The following is an 18,061-nucleotide window of genomic DNA, read 5'->3' on the forward strand; positions in this document are numbered from 1 at the left end:
GCGGTGCGCCCCTAGCCGGAAACATCGGGCGCGGACCCCGGCGTTCCTCGCGGTAAGAGCGCGTGAGGACACCAGACAATGAAGCGTATGTTGATCAATGCCACGCAGGCCGAAGAGCTGCGCGTGGCGATCGTCGATGGCCAGAACCTGTACGACATCGACATCGAGCAGCCCTCGAAGGAACAAAAGAAGTCCAACATCTACAAGGGCCGCATCGTCCGCCTGGAGCCCTCCCTCGAGGCCGCCTTCGTCGAGTACGGCGGCGAGCGCCACGGCTTCCTCCCCCTCAAGGAAATCTCCCGGGACTATTTCGTCCCCGGCGTCGACCCGAACAAGGCCGGCCTGAAGGAGTTCCTGCGCGAAGGCCAGGAAGTGGTGGTGCAGGTCGACAAGGAAGAGCGCGGCAACAAGGGCGCTGCCCTGACCACGTTCATCTCGCTGGCCGGCCGCTACATGGTGCTGATGCCGAACTCGCCCACCGCCGGCGGCGTCTCGCGCCGGGTCGAGGGTGACGACCGCCAGGCCCTGAAAGAGGCCATGGATGCGCTGACGATCCCCGACGACATGGGCGTGATCATCCGCACGGCCGGCGTCGGCCGCGCCGCCGACGAGCTGCAGTGGGACCTCGACTACCTGCTCCAGGTCTGGAAGTCGATCACCGACGCCGCCCTGGCCAAGCCCTCGCCCTTCCTGATCTACCAGGAATCGCGCCTGATCATCCGCGCCCTGCGCGACTACCTGCGCGCCGACATCGGCGAGATCCTGGTCGACACGCGCGAGATGTACGACGAAGCGCGCGACTTCATGCAGTCGGTGATGCCGCAGAACCTGCGCAAGCTCAAGTTCTACGAAGACCCGACGCCGCTGTTCAACCGCTACCAGATCGAGTCGCAGATCGAGGGCGCCTACGAGCGCCAGGTGCGCCTGCCCTCGGGCGGCAGCATCGTGGTCGACCAGACCGAAGCCCTGACCGCGATCGACGTGAACTCCTCGCGCGCCACCAAGGGCAGCGACATCGAGGAAACCGCGTTCAACACCAACCTCGAGGCCGCCGACGAAGTGGCCCGCCAGATGCGCCTGCGCGACCTGGGCGGCCTGGTGGTGATCGACTTCATCGACATGTCCTCCGGCAAGCACCAGCGCCTGGTCGAGGAGCGCCTGCAGAACGCGCTCAAGCAGGACCGCGCCCGCGTGCAGATCGGCCGCATCTCGCGCTTCGGCCTGCTCGAAATGAGCCGCCAGCGCCTGCGTCCGTCGCTGGGTGAGTCGAGCCAGATCGTCTGCCCGCGCTGCGAAGGCCATGGCCGCATGCGCAGCGTCGAGTCGCTGTCGCTGAGCATCCTGCGCCTGGCCGAAGAGCACGCGATGAAGGAGAACACCGGGCAGGTGCTGGTGCAGGCCCCGCCGGAAATCGCCAACTACCTGCTCAACGAGAAGCGCCGCGCCCTGGTCGAGATCGAGACCCGGCACGATGCGCCCGTGGTCGTCGTCGCCGACGACCAGCTCGAGACGCCGCACTTCAACATCAGCCGCCTGCGCGAGAACGAGCTGGGCGAAGAGTCCGGCAAGCCCAGCTACCACCGCACCACCCCGCGCAAGCAGGCGGTGCATTCGCTGACCAAGGCGCACATCAACGTGCCCGACCTGCCGGCCGTCACCGCCGTGCGCCCGCCGAACCCGGCGCCGGTGCGCGAGGAAGCCGAGGTCGAGGTGGCGCCGCCGCCGGTGTTCTCGAACAAGCCGGCCGAGCCCAAGCGCGGTTTCTTCGCGCGCCTGGCGGCGCTGTTCACCGGCGGCGATGCCACCGGCGAGGACGCCCCGGCCAAGAAATCGCGCGACGAGCGCGGTGAACGCAGCGACCGCGGCGGCGACCGCGGTCCGCGCGGCAGTGGCAACGAAGGTCGTCGCGACCGCAACGGCCGTGGCCGCGATCGCGGCGAGCGCGGCGCCCGTGGCGGCGAGCGCAACGAGCGCAATGACCGCGGCGACAAGGCCAAGGACACCGGCAAGCCGCAGCCGCAGGCGCGCCCGCCCAAGCAGGAGCGCACCGAGGAGCAAAAGAAGCAGGACGAGCAGCGTCGCCTCGAGGGCCAGCAGCGCCGCGAAGAGAACCAGAAGAAGGAAGCCGAGCGCCGCGAGCAGCAGCGCCAGGAAAACCTGAAGCGCGAAGCCGAGCGTCGCGAAGCCCGCGCCGCCAGGCTGGCCGCGCAGGCCGCGGCCGGCGGTGACGCCGTCGCCGAAGGCGATGCGCCGGCTGCCGCCGTGGAAGCCGTCGAGGGCCAGGTCGCCGCCGGCGTCGAGAACACCGCCGAAGGCGGCAGCGAAGCCGCGGGTGCCGAGGGCACGGGCCGCCGTCGCCGCGGTCGCCGCGGTGGCCGTCGCCGTCGTCGTCCGGAGGATGCCGCCAACGAGGGCAACGGCCAGGACGCGTCGCAGGACAGCGAGTCCGACTTCGATGACGAGGAGCCGGGCCAGTCGTCCGGTGCCCGCACGGCCGCTCCGGCGGCCACGGTGAGCGCCGCCGAATCCGACTTCGACGACCTCGGCCCCGCGCCGACGCCCGCCCCGCGTCCGGTGCCGGTCTCGGCGCCGGTGGCCGCGATGGCCGCGTCCCCGATCGTGGCGCCCGCGCCGGCGATCGCGTCGGCCGTCGAACCGGCGCCGATGCCGGTCGCCGCGGAAGCCCGCATCGAAGCCCCGGCACCGGTCGTGCCCGAGCCGCGCCCGTTCGTGGAAATCGTGCCTGCCCCGGCCGTTGACGTCGTCGCGGCGCCTGCCCCCGTCGTCGAGAGCACGCCGGCCGCCGAGCCTGCCACGGCGGTGGCGCCCGAGACCGTGCCAGCGCCGGCGGCCCCGCCGGTCGCCGCCGAGGCCCGCATTGCGCCGGAGCCCACGCCGTTCGCGTTGTCCACGCCGGCCGCCGCGCCGGTGCAGGCCAGCCTGATCCCGGCCGAGCCGGAAGTGGTCGCCCCCGCGGCGCCGGTGAACCCGTTCCTGCGCACGCAGCCGGCGGTGTTCGACGCCCCGCCGGTGGCCGAGGCCAAGCCGATCCTCGCGGCCAACCTGCCCGAGCCGTCTACCGACGCCGAGCAGGATGCGGTCTTGCCGGAAGCCCCGCCCGCACCGAACTGGTCGCTGGAAGGCCAGGACGAGACGAAGCCAGGCAATCCGAACTGAGAACGAAGGGCGCCGCGAGGCGCCCTTCTTCTTTGCGGGATCAGATCGCGTACACCGGATCCGAGATGCCGTGCTGGCCTGCCATGCGCGCCAGCGCCACGGTGTCCTTGATGCCCAGCTTCTCGTACAGCCGGTACTTGTGCGTGGCCACGGTCTTGCCGCTCAGGCTCAGGCGCCGGCCGATCTCCTCCATGCGCATGCCCTGGCACAGCATCCGCGCCACCTCGAGCTCGCGCGGCGAGAGCAGGTCGAAGGGGGAGTCGTCGCCGCCCAGGCGCGAGAGCGCCATCCGCTGCGCCACCTGGCTGGCGAGGTAGCGCCGGCCGCGCGCCACTTCGCGGATCGCGCGCAGCAACTCGTGGGCATCGCAGGCCTTGCCAAGGTAGCCGCTGGCGCCGGCCTCGATCAGGCGCCGCGGCATCGGCCCGTCCTCCTGCACCGAGACGATCAGCACGCGCGAGCCGTACTCGCCGCGGACGATGCGCTCGGTGATGTCGAGGCCGCTGATGCCCGGCAGATGCAAGTCGCAGATCACCACGTGCGGCTTGAGCTTGCGGATGGCCGGCAGGCCTTCCTCGCCGCTGCCGGCCTCGCCCACCACCTGAAAATCAGCCTCGCGTTCCAGGATCAGCCGGTAGCCGGTGCGGACCAGGGCGTGGTCGTCCAGCAGGAATACTCGGATCATCGCGCTCTCCCCAGAGCTTTTGAACCAACCTACGCGGCCCGCCGCGGGCGGCGGCATCGCCATCCGCCACGGACTTCGGTAGGAATTCGCCTCTCGGATCCGAAAATATCGAAGGCCCGCGCGCTTTGGAGAAGCGCCCCTCATTTCGCCCCGAATCACTAACCAGGTAAGAAGCCCGCGCCCGCTATCCTTGCCGCGCACCGGGGACGTGCACGGGAGGATCCGCATGCCACTGCACCGCCGCTTCGCGCTGCTGATGCTCGCGCTCTGCCTGCCGCTGCTGCACGCCGCCGCCATGCGCGGCTTCATGCTCGCCGACCTGCACACCGCCGGCGCCGACCGCGCGCTGGTGTGGGTCGAAGGCACGCCCGCCCAGCTCGATGCGCTGGCGGCGGTGGTGGACGCGCGCCACGGCCGCGTACCCGCCGGGCGCGTGCGCCGGGCTACGGACGACGTGCGCCCGCCGAAACCCTGCGGCCCCGACGCCCGCGAGTACTCCATCGGCGCCCTGCACGGCGACCAGAACCATCCGGCCCGCGAGCTGCTGGAAATGCTGGCCGCCGAAGCCGGCGCCACGGTCTGCCGCAGCCGCATGTTCGTCTTCAACGAACTCGACGTGCCGCGCGCACGCAGCCTGGGCGAAACCGTCGCCGCCATGGCGATGCAGTCGCTGCTGCTGCCCGCGGGCTTCGTGATCGCGGGCTACTGGGCGTTCGCGCGCCAGCTCTCCCTGCCCGGTCCGAAGGCCAGTCCGCTGCCGCTCTCGCGACAACTCGCGCTCGGTCTCGCCGTGGCCTTGCCCGCATGGGCCTTGCTTAAGCTCCTCGGCCTGGTCGCGCCGGACTCCGGCATCGACAGCGGCTACACGGTCGCGGCCATCGGCTGGCCGATCGCGATATCGATCGTGCTGCTCGAGCCCTTGATGCAGGAGCTGGCGCTTCGCCTCTGGCTGGTGACGCTGGCCGAGCGCGCCATCGGCACCTGGCCGGCCGTCGCCCTGTCGGGCCTGGCGATCATGCCGATCCACTACACGCTGGACTGGCAGACCACCCTGCCCTCGGCCATCGTGGGCAGCGCCATCGCCGTGCTTTTCGTGCGCACGCGCTCGCTCTGGGCCTGCCTGGCCGCGAATTCACTGCTGGCACTGGCCTTGTTCCTTCCCTGAACTCCCCGCGCGCGCAGCATCGGGTTCTTTGCACGATGCGCGCCGTGCGGATCGGGCAGCCTGCAGGATGGCCTCGGCGCTGAGGCAAACTCCGACGCGCGGCCTCGCGCCGCCCTGCGCGGCAGCGCGCGGCCGCAGCGGCTGATTCCATCCACGCCGGCGCGCCTGATCACCATGGCACGGGTCTTGCTACGTCTACAGCACCCCCCACCGCTCAACCGAGGTTTGCCATGGCCCGCGACATCCTGAAGACACTGAAAGCCGAGCACAACGCCCTTCGTGAGCTGTTCAAGGAGATGGAATCCACCACCGACCGCGCCGAGAAGGGCCGCGCCGACCTGCTCGCGAAGATCGAAGCCGGCCTGGTGCCGCATGCGAAGTGGGAGGAGCAGGTGTTCTACCCCGCGTTCAAGGAGCGCGCCGACCGCGACGGCCTCAAGACGCTGGCCGAGGCGCTGCTGGAGCATGCGTCCGTCGAGCAGACGGTGATTCCCCACGTGAAGGGCGCCGCCGTCACGACGCCCGAATTCGCGGGCCGCATGAAGGTGTTCGGCGAGTTCGTGGACCACCACGCGAAGGAGGAAGAGTCGACGATGTTCAAGATGGCGCGCGAAATGTTCTCCGCCGATGAACTGGCGCAGCTGGATGAAGACTACGAGACGTGGAAAGCGTCGCCGGCGGCATCGAACGCCATCGCAGGCACGAAGCTCAAGACCGACCTCCAGGGCGCCGCAAAGAAGGTCTCGCAGACCCTGTCGGGCTAAGTGAGCATTGGCACGGAATTGGCGGAGAGAGTGGGATTCGAACCCACGGAAGGTTTGACCCTTCGGCGGTTTTCAAGACCGCTGCCTTAAACCACTCGGCCATCTCTCCGGATTCGTTTACGGGTTCGCGCCCGGGGGGCACGGCACGCCGCCCTTGGTGCCGCACTTGAGGCGGATGTCCTCGATGATGCCGGGAAGGCGCTCGGCGAGGAAGTCGATGAACACGCGCACCGCCGGCAGCAGGCCGCGGCGGCTGGGGTAGATGGCGTGGCAGATGCCCTGCGGCAGGCTCCACTGCGGCAGCACCACCTCGAGCTCGCCGCGGCGGATGGCTTCGGCGCAGGTGAGCTCGGGCAGCAGCACGACGCCGAGGCCGTCGCGGGCGGCGGCCATCAGCAGCGGGAAATCGTGGGCCATCAGCAGCGGCTGCAGCTCGACCTTCTGCACCTGGCCTTCGGGGCCGTGCAGGGTCCAGCGCTGGCGGCTGTCGTCCTCGCTCATGCTCAGCGTGGTGTGGCCGGCCAGGTCGGCGGGCACCTCGGGGCGGCCGATGCGGTCGAGGTACTTCGGGCTGGCCACCAGCAGCTCGCGCAGCTGGCCGAAGCTGCGCGCCACCATCTCGCCGTCGTCGGTGAGCTGGCTGCGCACGCGGATCGCGACGTCGAAGCCCTCCTGGATCACGTCCACGCGGCGGTTGCTCACGTGCAGCTGCAGCCGCACCTGCGGGTGCTTCTTCATGAAGTCGGGCAGGATCGGGCCCAGCACTTCCTGCGCGATCGACACCGGGCAGCTGACCTTGATGCTGCCGCGCGGCGCGGCGCTGACGCGGTCGACCGCCTCGCGCGCGGCCTGGGCCTCGGCGAGCATCGTCTGGGCGTGGCGGTAGACGCTTTGGCCGACGTCGGTGACGGCAAACTTGCGCGTGCTCCGCTGCAGCAGGCGCACGCCGAGCTCGTTCTCGAGCTGGGCGATGCGGCGACTCAGGCGGCTCTTGGGGATGCCCAGCGCGCGCTCGGCCGCGGCGAAGCCGCCATGCTCGACCACCATGGCGTAAAACTGCAGGTCGTTCAGATCCGGGTGGTTCATGCACCGATCCTTTCAAGGCCGCCAAGGTAGGGACGCAGCGCGGCCGGCACGGCGATGCTGCCGTCGGCCTGCTGGTGGTTTTCCATCACGGCGATCAGGCAGCGGCCGACGGCCACGCCCGAGCCGTTGAGCGTGTGCACCGGCTCGGGCTTGCCCGTGGCCGGGTTGCGCCAGCGCGCCTGCATGCGCCGGGCCTGGAAATCGCCGCAGTTCGAGCAACTGCTGATCTCGCGGTAGGTGCCCTGGCTGGGCAGCCACACTTCCAGGTCGTAGGTCTTGGTGGCGCCAAAGCCCATGTCGCCGGTGCACAGCAGCACCTTGCGGTAGGGCAGTTCGAGCTGCTCGAGCACGACCTCGGCGCAGCGGGTCATGCGCTCGTGCTCGGCGTCGGACTCGTGCGGGCGCGCGATCGACACCAGCTCCACCTTCTCGAACTGGTGCTGGCGGATCATGCCGCGGGTGTCGCGTCCGTGGCTGCCGGCCTCGGCGCGGAAGCACAGCGAGTGGGCGGCCATGCGCAGCGGCAGGCGGGCGTCGTCCACGATCTCGTCGCGGACGATGTTGGTGAGCGGCACTTCGCTGGTCGGGATGAGGTAGCGCTTGCTGTCGCCGAATTCGGTGGCGAACAGGTCTTCCTCGAACTTGGGAAGCTGGCCGGTGCCGCGCAAGCTGTCGGCGTTGACGATCAGCGGCACGTTCACCTCGAGGTAGCCGTGCTGGCGGGTGTGCAGGTCGAGCATGAACTGCGCCAGCGCGCGATGCAGGCGCGCCAGCTCGCCGCGCAGGACGGTGAAGCGGGCGCCGCTGAGCTTGGCGGCCGTGTCGCCGTCCAGCCAGCCGTCGCGGGCGCCGAGCTCGACGTGGTCTTTCACCGGGAAATCGAACGGGCGCGGCTCGCCGTGGCGGCGCACCTCGACGTTGTCGTGCTCGTCCTTGCCCACCGGCACGCTGGCGTCGGGCAGGTTGGGCACGGCCATCGCGATCGCGTCGATCTCGGCGCGGATCACCTCCAGGCGAACCTCGCCGGCCTTGAGCTCGTCGGCGATGCCGGCCACTTCGGCCATCAGGGCCGTGGTGTCCTCGCCCTTGCCCTTCGCCAGGCCGATCGCCTTGGACCGGGTATTGCGCAGGTTCTGCAGCTCCTGGGTGCGGGTCTGGATCTGCTTGCGCTCGGCCTCGAGGCGCTCGAGCGCGGGAACGTCCAGCGCGAACCCGCGGGTGGCCTGCAGGCGGGCGGCGGTCTCGGCGAGCTGGCCGCGCAGGAGGGTCGGGTCGAGCATGGGTCATTCCAAAATTGAAACAGGTGGCCGGATTATCCAACGGGTGCTTCCAGGCGCGCAACGACTTGTGGGGCCGGCCCCGCGCGGCGGTGCGGCAGATCGCTGGGACGAATGGCCACTCCACCCGATGCTTCACGTTCTCTTGACTGCGAGCCAACCGGCCCGCCGCCCACCCATCCACCCCGGAGTACCCCATGAACAGCCGCGTCGTCCTTCCCCTCGCTCTCGCCAGCGCGATCCTGCTGGGCCTGGGCGCTCCCGCCCTCGCCGCCCAGCCCGGTGCGAGCCAACCGCAGGCGGCCACGGCCGAGGTCGGCGAGCTCACCCCTGCCGAGCGTGGCGAACTGACCCGCCAGCTGGTCCTGAAGTGGGGCTACTACGTCGAGCGCGCCCATGGCGTTCCGCTGGCCACCTGGGCCGAGCGCATGGTGCCGAACCTGATCGTGGCCGATTCCGGCAACTTCCGGGCGGCGCTTGAGCGCGACACCTTCGAAGGCGCGATGGCCGAACTGGGTGGCGGCGGACAGCTGCTCTCGGACGAACAGGTCATCGAAAAGCTCGCCGCGGGCCGGGACGCCGGGACGCTCACCCTTGGCGCCCTCGGCAACGACCTGGTGTACACCCCGGTCGCGCCGTGCCGCATCCTCGACACCCGCAGCACGGCGGCTGGCGCGATCGCGGCCAACTCCACCCGCAATTTCGTCGCGTTCGGCGTCTCCAGCTTCACCAGCCAGGGCGGCAGCGCGACCAACTGCGGCGTGAATCCGCTGGCCGCCACGGCGGTCGCGATCAACCTGACGGCCGTCAACCCGGGCGCCGCCGGCTACGCCACCGCCTACCCGTTCGGCAGTCCCCAGCCCTTGGCCGCCAGCATCAACTACGCGGCCGGCACGATCGTCAACAACGCCTTGATCGTGCAGACGCCGAATCCGATCTCGTCCTTCGATTTCACCCTCTACACGTTCGCCCAGGCGCACTACGTGGCCGACATCGTCGGCTATTTTGCGCCACCGGTGGCCACCGCGCTGCAGTGCGTGGAAACCGCGAAGACCATCGTCGCGGATATCGGACCGGGCGGCACCGCGAATTCGAACGCCCCGGCCTGCGCAGCGGGCTACACGCAGACCGCGACCAACTGCGAGACCTCGAGCTGGCTGATGCCGATCGTGTTCTCCAACGCCGGCACCTGCTCCGCGCGCAACAACGATTCGTCGCCGCAGGACCTCCGGGCCTCGCGCACCTGCTGCCGCGTGCCGGGCCGCTGATCCGAAACGCGTGAACCAAGGGCCGGGCATCGACGATGCCCGGCCCTTTTCATTGGTGCCGCCGCGACGCCACATCTGGCGCCGCCACGAACGCCGGCATCACGCGGGCCGGATGCCTTCAGCCAGGCGCGCGCCCGCCGCCACCAGCGCCAGGCCGGCGACCAAGGTCAGGCCAAGGTAGGCCACCAGCACGCCGGGTCGCCCGCTGCGGGCGTAGACCAGGCATTCGAGCATCAGGGCCGAGTACGTGGTCAGCCCGCCCAACACGCCGACAAGAAGGAAGGCGCGCAGCGCCATCGCGCCGGGCCCCCGCTCCTCCAGCCACGCCAGCAGGAAACCAGCGGCGAAGCTGCCGAGCAGGTTCACCGCCAGCGTGCCCCAGGGCAGGCCCTCGCCGGCCTGGCGCAGCAGCCAGCCGCCGATGAGGTGGCGAGCGCCGGCGCCGAGCGCGCCGCCCGCCATCACCAGCCAGAGCAGGGTCCAGTTCATGGCGGAAGCCTAACCGAAACTTGTAGGCTTCGGCTTTAGATGCCGCCGTGAGATGCCCATGCGTTGCCTGCTGCCGCTGCTGTTCGCCGTCGCCCTGCCCGCCTTCGCCGCGGCGCCCCTGGCCACCGTTTCGGAGCAATCCGGCTTCACGCGCACGGGCCGCTACCAGGAAGTGATCGAACTGTGCGACGCCTTCGCCGCGCGCTATCCGAAGGCGGTGCGCTGCCTCGACTTCGGCACCACGCCGCAGGGCCGGCCGATGAAGGCGCTGGTGGCCTCCACCGCCGGGGCGCTGGACCCCGCCGCGGCACGCCAGCGCGGGCTGCCGGTGGTGCTGGTGCAGGGCGGCATCCACGCCGGCGAGATCGACGGCAAGGACGCCGGCTTCCTCGCCCTGCGCGAAGTGCTGGAGCGGGAAGCGGCGACGGGCGCGCTGGAGAGGCTGGTGCTGGTGTTCGTGCCGGTGTTCAACGTGGACGGGCACGAGCGCTTCGGCGCCTGGAACCGCCCGAACCAGCGCGGCCCGGTGGAAATGGGCTGGCGCACCACCGCGCTGAACCACAACCTCAACCGCGACTACCTCAAGGCCGATTCGCCCGAGATGCAGGCGATGCTGGCGCTGGTGAACGAATGGGACCCGCTGGCCGTGGTCGACCTGCACGCCACCAACGGCGCCCAGTTCGAGCACGACATCGCGATCCAGGTCGAACCGGTGCACGCCGGCCCGGCCCCGCTGCGCGCGATCGGCCGACAGTGGCGCGACGGCGTGATCGCCGACCTGGCGGCACAGGGCTCGTTGCCGCTGGCCTTTTACCCGTCGTTCGTCACCGACGACGATCCGATGTCGGGCTTCAGCGATTCGGTGGCGCCGCCGCGCTTCTCCACCGGTTATTTCTGGCTGCGCAACCGGCTGGCCATGCTGGTGGAAACCCACTCCTGGCGCCCCTACCCCCAGCGCGTGCGCAGCACCCGGAACACGGTGATCTCGGTGCTCGAGCACATCGCCGAGCACGGCCAGGCCTGGCAGCGCGCCGTGCGCGAGGCCGACGTGGCCGCCAGCCAGCCTGACGCCGCCCCGGTGCCACTGACCTTCGCGGCGACCGACCGGGTGCGCATGATTGAATTCCGCGGCTATGCGTACACGCGCGAGCCCTCGGATGTCTCCGGCGCGCTGATGACCCGCTACGACGAGTCGACGCCGCAGGTGTGGACGGTTCCGATGCGCGACGACGTCCAGCCCGTGCTTACGGTGGCGATGCCCGGCGCCGGTTACGTGGTTCCGCCCGAGCACGCCGGCGCGGTGGCCGCGAAGCTGCGGACGCACGGCATCGCCTTCCGCGAATTGCCGGCACCGCTCGAGCTGGACGCACAGGCCTTCCGGGCAAAGACCCAGCAGTTCTCCGCCGGGTCGGTCGAGGGCCGGCAGACGCTGGCGGTCACCGGTGCATGGGCGCCCGAACGCCGCACGGTCGGCGCGGGCGCCCTGTTCGTGCCGATCCGCCAGCCCAAATCGCGCCTGCTGATGGCGATGCTGGAGCCGCAGGCGCCGGACTCGCTGCTGGCCTGGGGCCACTTCAACAACCAGTTCGAGCGCAAGGAATACATGGAGGCCTACGTGGCCGAAGACGTGGCGCGCGGGATGCTGGCGAGGGACCCGGCGCTGCGGGCCGAGTTCGAGCGGCGGCTTGCGGAGGATGCCGCGTTCGCCGCGAGCCCGGCGGCGCGCCTCGAGTTCTTCTACCGCCGGCACCCGTCCTGGGACGAGCGCTACGGGCTTTACCCGGTGCTGCGCGTGGACACCGCGCCGCGCTGACCGGCCTCGGCGGGCGGGTCGAACCATACGGCCGGCATGCGGATATTCCGCAGGTGCGCCGTGGCCAGGTGCGATTGATGGACCGGCGCGGCGAAATAGCTTGCCAGCAGGCTGCGGCGCCTCGCGCCGGTGATGTTGAGACTGCCGGCGTGCACGAGGTCGGCACTGAAGACCAGGATGTCGCCGGCGCGGCCGGACAGTTGGATCGCCCTGGACGTGTCGCTGAAATCGAAGTATGACAGCCTGTGGCTGCCCGGCACGACGCGGGTGGCCCCGTTGGCCGGGCCGTAGTCGTCCAGGAACACGATGGCGAGCGCCGTATCTCCTGGCCGCTGCGCCGAGAGGTCGCGGTGCAGGCCCTGGTGGCCGCCGCCGGGCAGCGGCTCGCGGCCTTCGACCTGCGCGAGGAAAAAGCGCTCGCCGATCATCGCGCCCACGGCGGAAATCACGGCGGGCAGGCGGCACGCCGCCTGCACGCCAGGCTCGACATCCAGCAACGAATGGCGCCAGTCCACACCGCGGGGCACCGGCCAGTCGTGGTTCGGCAGCACGCCGGCATCGAAGGTGGCCCGCAGGCCCGGGATCGCTTCTGCAGGAATGGCGCTCCGGAGCAGAACGAAGCCTTCACGGGCGACCCGGTCCCCGTCCTCGAAGGCAGGCACCAGCATCGCGTCGGGCTCAATCATGCGCCTTCCTGGCCGCGGACCGGGCCGCGCGCAGCCGGTCGAGCTTGTCCTTGAGCTTGATTTCGAGGCCGCGGTCGACGGGTTCGTAGTACACGCGCTCGCCCATCGCCTCGGGGAATGCGGTCTGGTCGAGCGCGATGCCGTCGGGCGCGTCGTGGTCGTACTGGTAGCCGCTGCCGTAGCCTAGCTGCTTCATGAGCTTGGTCGGTGCGTTGCGCAGGTGGATCGGCACCTCCTGCGTGCCACCCTCGCGCACGTCGGCCTGGGCGGCCTTGAACGCGACGTAGGCGGCATTCGATTTCGCGCAGCTGGCCAGGTAGATCACCACCTGCGCCAACGCCAGGTCGCCTTCCGGGCTACCCAGGCGCTCGTACGCATCCCAGGCCTCGATCGCCATCTGCAGCGCGCGCGGGTCGGCCAGGCCGACGTCTTCCACGGCCATGCGCGTGATCCGGCGCGCGAGGTAGGCGGGGTCGCAGCCACCGTCGAGCATGCGCGCGAACCAGTACAGCGCGCCGTCCGGGTTCGAACTGCGCACGGATTTGTGCAGGGCTGAAATCTGGTCGTAGAACTGCTCGCCCTGCTTGTCGAAGCGCCGGGTGCGGTCGGCCAGCACCTGCACCAGGGTGGCCTCGGTGACGCGGCCGCCCTCGTCGGCGGCCAGTTCGGCGGCGATCTCGAGCAGGGTGAGCGCGCGGCGCACGTCGCCGTCGGCGGCGCCGGCGATCTCGCGCAGGCGCTCGTCGTCCACGGTGATGCCCTGCCCGCCCAGGCCGCGGGCCTCGTCGGCCAGCGCGCGGCGCAAGGCCTCGGCGATGTCGTCGGGCGAGACCGCCTCGAGCACGTGCACGCGGCAGCGCGAGAGCAGCGCGGAGTTGAGCTCGAAGCTCGGGTTCTCGGTGGTGGCGCCGACGAACAGGATGCTGCCGCGCTCGATGTGCGGCAGGAAGGCGTCCTGCTGGGTCTTGTTGAAGCGGTGCACCTCGTCCACGAACAGGACGGTCCTGCGTCCTTCGTTGAAACGCTGCTCGGCGGCCGCCAGCACCTCGCGCACCTGCGGCAGCCCCGAAAGCACGGCCGAGATGGCCACGAACTCGGCCTCGGCGTAGCGCGCCAGCAGCAGCGCCAGCGTGGTCTTGCCGCACCCCGGTGGGCCCCAGAGAATCATCGAGTGCACGCGGCCCGACTCCACCGCGCGCCGCAGCGCCGAGCCCGGCGCCAGCAGCCGGCGCTGGCCCACCATGTCGTCCAGCGAAGCCGGGCGCATGCGCTCGGCCAGCGGCTTCAGGCCCTCGGCAGGCTGGAACAGCGGATCACTGGCGGGCTTGCCCTTGCGCATGCCGCCATTCTAGCGGGGTCAGGTTCGGAACCTGGCCCCGACGATCAATCGCGCAGGGGGATGACCTGGGCGGACTCGGCCACTTCGCCGATCTGGTCGACGCCCTCGGGCTTGACGAAGGTAAAGGTGCCGGCGGCGAAGGCCGGATTGCGCTTCCAGGCCGAGAAGCCCATCACCGTGCGCTGGCCCAGGCCATCGAACATCTCCATCCGCGCCAGGCCGGCCGGGCCAAAGCCCAGGCGGGCGCGGTCGAAGGGCGCCTCGTCGGCCTTCCGCGGCACCAGCTCCAGCCAGGCCAGGCCCTGGCCCTGCCCGCCCTCGGTGACCCTGAACTGGCGCTCCATCTGGCCGATGTCGATCAGCATGGCCAGCGGGCTGTTCTGCTCTTCCAGGCTTTGCTGGCGGACGGTGACCTGCTCCATGTCCGGGTCGTAGATCCAGATGTGGTCGCCGTCGGCCACGATCAGCTGCGGATACGGCTTCACGTACTCCCAGCGGAACTGGCGCGGCGCCTGCAGCTGCACGGTGCCGGACGAAGTTTCCTTCAGCGTGCCGTCGGCGTCGTACACCCGCTGCTCGAAGCTGGCCGCCAGGCCCTGCACGCCGTTGCTGAAGACGTCCAACTGCTCGCGCGCGCCGGCGTGGGCGACGCCCGCGGCGAGGGCCAGGAACAGGACAAGGAGCTTGCGCATGGTCGGCATCACCGGTGTGGTTTGGTGGAAAGTCTGGCCTGTGCCAGCTGAACGGCGAGGAACGCGGTTCAGCGGGGCGGCGGCGGCGCGATGACGGTGCGGTCGCCGTTGTGCTCGGGGCCGGAGACGATGCCCGCGGCCTCCATGGCCTCGATCAGGCGGGCGGCGCGGTTGTAGCCGATCTTCAGGCGGCGCTGCACGCCGGAGATGGACGCGCGGCGGGTCTCGGTGACCACCTTGACCGCCTCGTCGTACAGCGGATCGGACTCGTCTCCCGAGCTGCTGGCCTCGGGCAGGCCGCCCGGGCCGACCACGACGCCGTCGCCCATCGTCTGCACTTCCTCCAGCACGCCCTCGATGTAGTCGGGGCCGCCGCCGTTGGCGCGCAGGTGGGCCACCACGCGGTGCACCTCGTCGTCGCTGACGAAGGCGCCGTGCACGCGCTCGGGCATGGCGGTGCCGGGGGGCAGGTACAGCATGTCGCCATTGCCGAGCAGCGTTTCCGCACCGGATTGGTCAAGGATCGTGCGCGAATCGATCTTGCTCGAGACCTGGAAGGCGATGCGGGTCGGGATATTCGCCTTGATCAGGCCCGTGATCACGTCCACCGACGGCCGCTGCGTCGCCAGGATCAGGTGGATGCCGGCGGCGCGGGCCTTCTGCGCCAGGCGGGCGATCAGCTCCTCCACCTTTTTGCCGACGATCATCATCATGTCGGCGAATTCGTCGATGAACACGACGATGAAGGGCAGCTCCTCCAGCACCCGCGGCGCCTCGCCCAGGTCCGGGTTCGGGCGGAACAGCGGGTCCATCAGCGGTTGGCCGGCATCCTTGGCGTCCTTGACCTTGCGGTTGAAACCGGCGAGGTTGCGCACGCCCACGGCGCTCATCAGCTTGTAGCGGCGCTCCATCTCGGCCACGCACCAGCGAAGGCCGTTCGCGGCCTCCTTCATGTCGGTGACCACGGGCGCGAGCAGGTGCGGGATGTTCTGGTAGACCGAGAGCTCGAGCATCTTCGGGTCGATCATCAGCATCCGCACTTCCTTGGCGGTGCTCTTGTACAGCAGGCTCAGCACCATCGCGTTCACGCCCACCGACTTGCCCGAGCCGGTGGTGCCGGCGACCAGCAGGTGCGGCATGCGCGCCAGGTCGACCACGATCGGCCGGCCGGCGATGTCCTTGCCCAGCGCCATCGCCAGCGGCGAGGCGACCTTGTCGTATTCCTTCGAGCGCAGGATCTCGCTGAGGTAGATGGTCTCGCGGTGCGAGTTCGGGATCTCCAGGCCCACCACCGACTTGCCCGGGATCACGTCCACCACGCGCACCGACTTCACGCTCAGGCCGCGGGCGATGTCCTTGTCGAGCGAGCTGATCTGGCTGCCCTTGACGCCCGGCGCCGGCTCCATCTCGAAGCGGGTGATGACCGGGCCCGGGTAGGCGCCGACCACCTGCACTTCCACGCGGAAATCCTTGAGCTTGAACTCGATCTGGCGCGACAGGGTTTCCAGCGTTTCCTCGGAATAGCCCTTGGGCTGCTCCTTCGGATCATCCAGCAGCGACAGCGGCGGCAGGCCTTCGCCACCGCCGGCATTGAACAGCGGGATCTGCTGCTCGCGCTGGGCACGCTCGGATTTCTCGATCACGGGTTTCGGCGGCGGCTCGATGTAGACCGGCTCGCGCTTGGCGCGCTTGACCGTCTCGACCTTGCGCACCACCTCGCGCTCCTCGCGCATGGCCCGGGCGCGCTGCCATTCGGCCGCCTGGCGGGTGCCCTCGCCCAACCGCCCGAACAGCTGCAGCACCTTGCCGCCGATCCAGTCCATCAGCGCGAACCAGCTCAGGCCGGTAGCCAGCGTGACCGACATCAGCACCACCGCCAGCAGGAACAGATTGCCGCCCAGGCCGCCGAACACGCCGCGCATGGACGAGCCCACGATCTGGCCCAGCAGGCCGCCCGACTCCGCCGGCAGGCTCGGCGCCGAGCCGCCCAGCGTGTGGGCCAGGCCGCAGGCGCTGACCAGGAAACCCACGATGCCGATCAGCCGCAGGGCCGGCCCGAAATCCACGCGGCCATCGCCGTCGGAATCGAGCCCGAACAGCGCGATCCAGGCGATGCCGCCCAGCACCAGCGGGATGGTGTACGCCACGTAGCCGAAGAACCAGAAGGCCAGGTCGGCCAGGTAAGCGCCGACGAGGCCGCCGAAATTGTGCAGCGGACCGGTGACGCTGCCGGTGCGCGACCAGCCCGGATCGTCGGTGTGGTAGCTGAGCAGGCTGGCCAGCAGGTACAGCAGCAGCGGGGAAATGGCGACCAGCGCGAGTTCGCGCCAGAGTTTCTGGCGACGGTCGAGGCCGGCGGTGGTGCTACGGTCTGGGGATCGCGCCACTGAGAGAAAAGACCTCAGGAAATCTTTATAGACGGCTGTTTATACAGTAATTCACGCGACCTGGCCCGTGCCTTCACGGCCCCCTGCCGCAACGCACAGGCCCGGGGCCTTGCCTTGATTTGCCCTGCCCCCGCCGCCAAGCTTACCCACTCCGCGAAACGCCCCGGACATCGATCCGCGCCGCCGCCGCGCAGCCCCTTCAACGGACGAAGAATCATACATGACCGCCCCCAAGCACTGCCGCCTGCTCATCCTCGGTTCCGGCCCCGCCGGCTACTCCGCCGCGGTCTACGCCGCCCGCGCCAACCTCAAGCCGGTGCTGGTCACGGGCCTGCAGCAGGGCGGCCAGCTGATGACCACCACCGAGGTGGACAACTGGCCCGGCGATGCCCACGGCCTGATGGGCCCGGACCTGATGGCGCGCATGCAGGCGCACGCCGAACGCTTCGAGACCGAGATCATCTTCGACCACATCCACACCGTCGAGCTGGGCCGCCGGCCCTTCCGCCTGGTCGGCGACAGCGGTGAGTACACCGCCGACGGCCTGATCATCGCCACCGGCGCCAGCGCCAAGTACCTGGGCCTGCCGTCCGAGCAGAAGTTCATGGGCAAGGGCGTGTCGGCCTGCGCCACCTGCGACGGCTTCTTCTTCCGCGACCAGGACGTGGCGGTGATCGGCGGCGGCAACACCGCGGTCGAAGAGGCGCTGTACCTGTCCAACATCGCCCGCAAGGTCTACCTGGTGCACCGCCGCGACAAGCTGCGCTCGGAGAAGATCCTGCAGGACAAGCTGTTCGCCAAGGCCCAGGCCGGCAAGGTCGAGATCATCTGGGACCACTCGGTGGACGAGGTGCTGGGCGACGACTCCGGCGTCACCGGCATGCGCATCCGCTCCACCAAGGACGAATCCACCCGCGAGATCGCGGTGCAGGGCTTCTTCGTGGCCATCGGCCACACGCCGAACACCTCGCTGTTCGAGGGCCAACTCGAGATGCGCAACGGCTACCTGACCATCAAGTCGGGCCTGGAGGGCAACGCTACCGCCACCTCGGTGCCCGGCGTGTTCGCCGCCGGCGACGTGGCCGACCAGGTCTACCGCCAGGCCATCACCTCGGCCGGCTTCGGCTGCATGGCCGCCCTCGACGCCGAGAAGTTCCTCGACAAGGAAGGCTGAGCCAACACGCAGCGGACTCCTGTGGGAGGGACTTCAGTCCCGATGCTTTTTTGGCCAAA

Annotated in this window: 14 protein-coding genes and 1 tRNA gene; 6 read left to right on the forward strand and 9 right to left on the reverse strand. The window is 70.0% G+C overall.

Translation table 11 applies throughout. The annotated features are described in order from the left end of the window. Positions 1 to 78: 78 nt before the first annotated feature. A complete protein-coding gene (locus VFV21_RS03620) occupies positions 79 to 3,177 on the forward strand; it encodes an Rne/Rng family ribonuclease (protein WP_329668121.1) in 3,099 nt (1,032 codons plus the stop codon). 40 nt (positions 3,178 to 3,217) lie between these two features. Here the strand turns inward: VFV21_RS03620 and VFV21_RS03625 are convergent, their stop codons facing one another. After that, positions 3,218 to 3,862 (reverse strand): response regulator, encoded by a 645-nt coding sequence (locus VFV21_RS03625; RefSeq protein ID WP_034211057.1) that lies wholly within the window; start codon positions 3,860 to 3,862, stop codon positions 3,218 to 3,220. 226 nt (positions 3,863 to 4,088) lie between these two features. Here VFV21_RS03625 and VFV21_RS03630 point away from each other — a divergent pair, with 226 nt between their 5' ends. Then, complete coding sequence (locus VFV21_RS03630; protein WP_329668122.1) at positions 4,089 to 5,027, forward strand: CPBP family intramembrane glutamic endopeptidase; 939 nt, start codon at positions 4,089 to 4,091, stop codon at positions 5,025 to 5,027. Positions 5,028 to 5,257: 230 nt separating this feature from the next. Then, complete coding sequence (locus VFV21_RS03635; protein ID WP_329668123.1) at positions 5,258 to 5,791, forward strand: hemerythrin domain-containing protein; 534 nt, start codon at positions 5,258 to 5,260, stop codon at positions 5,789 to 5,791. A 19-nt stretch (positions 5,792 to 5,810) separates the two neighbouring features. On the opposite strand, the gene VFV21_RS03640 is transcribed toward VFV21_RS03635, so the two are convergent. The 3 genes from VFV21_RS03640 to serS form a co-directional block, all read right to left on the reverse strand. Beyond that, a tRNA-Ser gene (locus tag VFV21_RS03640) sits at positions 5,811 to 5,900 on the reverse strand. Between the two features lie 8 nt (positions 5,901 to 5,908). After that, positions 5,909 to 6,877 (reverse strand): LysR substrate-binding domain-containing protein, encoded by a 969-nt coding sequence (locus tag VFV21_RS03645; RefSeq protein ID WP_329668124.1) that lies wholly within the window; start codon positions 6,875 to 6,877, stop codon positions 5,909 to 5,911. After that, a complete protein-coding gene (serS, locus tag VFV21_RS03650) occupies positions 6,874 to 8,157 on the reverse strand; it encodes a serine--tRNA ligase (RefSeq protein WP_329668125.1) in 1,284 nt (427 codons plus the stop codon). Before serS ends, VFV21_RS03645 begins: the two co-directional genes overlap by 4 nt. A gap of 194 nt (positions 8,158 to 8,351) precedes the next feature. Here serS and VFV21_RS03655 point away from each other — a divergent pair, with 194 nt between their 5' ends. Next, complete coding sequence (locus tag VFV21_RS03655) at positions 8,352 to 9,422, forward strand: hypothetical protein (protein ID WP_329668126.1); 1,071 nt, start codon at positions 8,352 to 8,354, stop codon at positions 9,420 to 9,422. A gap of 99 nt (positions 9,423 to 9,521) precedes the next feature. On the opposite strand, the gene crcB is transcribed toward VFV21_RS03655, so the two are convergent. Continuing rightward, positions 9,522 to 9,911, reverse strand: coding sequence for a fluoride efflux transporter CrcB (crcB, locus tag VFV21_RS03660; protein WP_329668127.1), 390 nt, complete (start codon positions 9,909 to 9,911; stop codon positions 9,522 to 9,524). A gap of 52 nt (positions 9,912 to 9,963) precedes the next feature. Between crcB and VFV21_RS03665 the strand changes: the two genes are divergently transcribed. After that, positions 9,964 to 11,724, forward strand: coding sequence for a M14 family metallopeptidase (locus VFV21_RS03665; protein ID WP_329668128.1), 1,761 nt, complete (start codon positions 9,964 to 9,966; stop codon positions 11,722 to 11,724). Here VFV21_RS03665 and VFV21_RS03670 read toward each other — a convergent pair. The 4 genes from VFV21_RS03670 to VFV21_RS03685 all read right to left on the reverse strand — a co-directional run bounded on the left by VFV21_RS03670 (position 11,688) and on the right by VFV21_RS03685 (position 16,828). Beyond that, positions 11,688 to 12,410 (reverse strand): phytanoyl-CoA dioxygenase family protein, encoded by a 723-nt coding sequence (locus tag VFV21_RS03670; protein ID WP_329668129.1) that lies wholly within the window; start codon positions 12,408 to 12,410, stop codon positions 11,688 to 11,690. The genes VFV21_RS03665 and VFV21_RS03670 overlap by 37 nt on opposite strands. Further along, on the reverse strand, positions 12,403 to 13,749 hold the full coding sequence (locus VFV21_RS03675; protein ID WP_329668130.1) for a replication-associated recombination protein A: 1,347 nt from the start codon (positions 13,747 to 13,749) through the stop codon (positions 12,403 to 12,405). The genes VFV21_RS03670 and VFV21_RS03675 overlap by 8 nt, the downstream gene beginning before the upstream one ends. A 44-nt stretch (positions 13,750 to 13,793) precedes the next feature. Beyond that, positions 13,794 to 14,441 (reverse strand): outer membrane lipoprotein chaperone LolA, encoded by a 648-nt coding sequence (gene lolA / locus VFV21_RS03680; RefSeq protein WP_329668131.1) that lies wholly within the window; start codon positions 14,439 to 14,441, stop codon positions 13,794 to 13,796. Positions 14,442 to 14,509: 68 nt separating this feature from the next. Then, positions 14,510 to 16,828 (reverse strand): DNA translocase FtsK, encoded by a 2,319-nt coding sequence (locus tag VFV21_RS03685; protein WP_414638470.1) that lies wholly within the window; start codon positions 16,826 to 16,828, stop codon positions 14,510 to 14,512. Positions 16,829 to 17,048: 220 nt separating this feature from the next. On the opposite strand from VFV21_RS03685, the gene trxB reads away from it, so the two are divergent. Then, the gene (gene trxB, locus VFV21_RS03690; RefSeq protein ID WP_329668132.1) at positions 17,049 to 18,002 is read left to right on the forward strand and encodes a thioredoxin-disulfide reductase; all 954 of its coding nucleotides are present in this window, start codon (positions 17,049 to 17,051) and stop codon (positions 18,000 to 18,002) included. Positions 18,003 to 18,061: the final 59 nt, after the last annotated feature.

It is taken from the genome of Arenimonas sp. (genome assembly GCF_036275555.1).
In the GTDB taxonomy this organism is placed as follows: domain Bacteria; phylum Pseudomonadota; class Gammaproteobacteria; order Xanthomonadales; family Xanthomonadaceae; genus Arenimonas.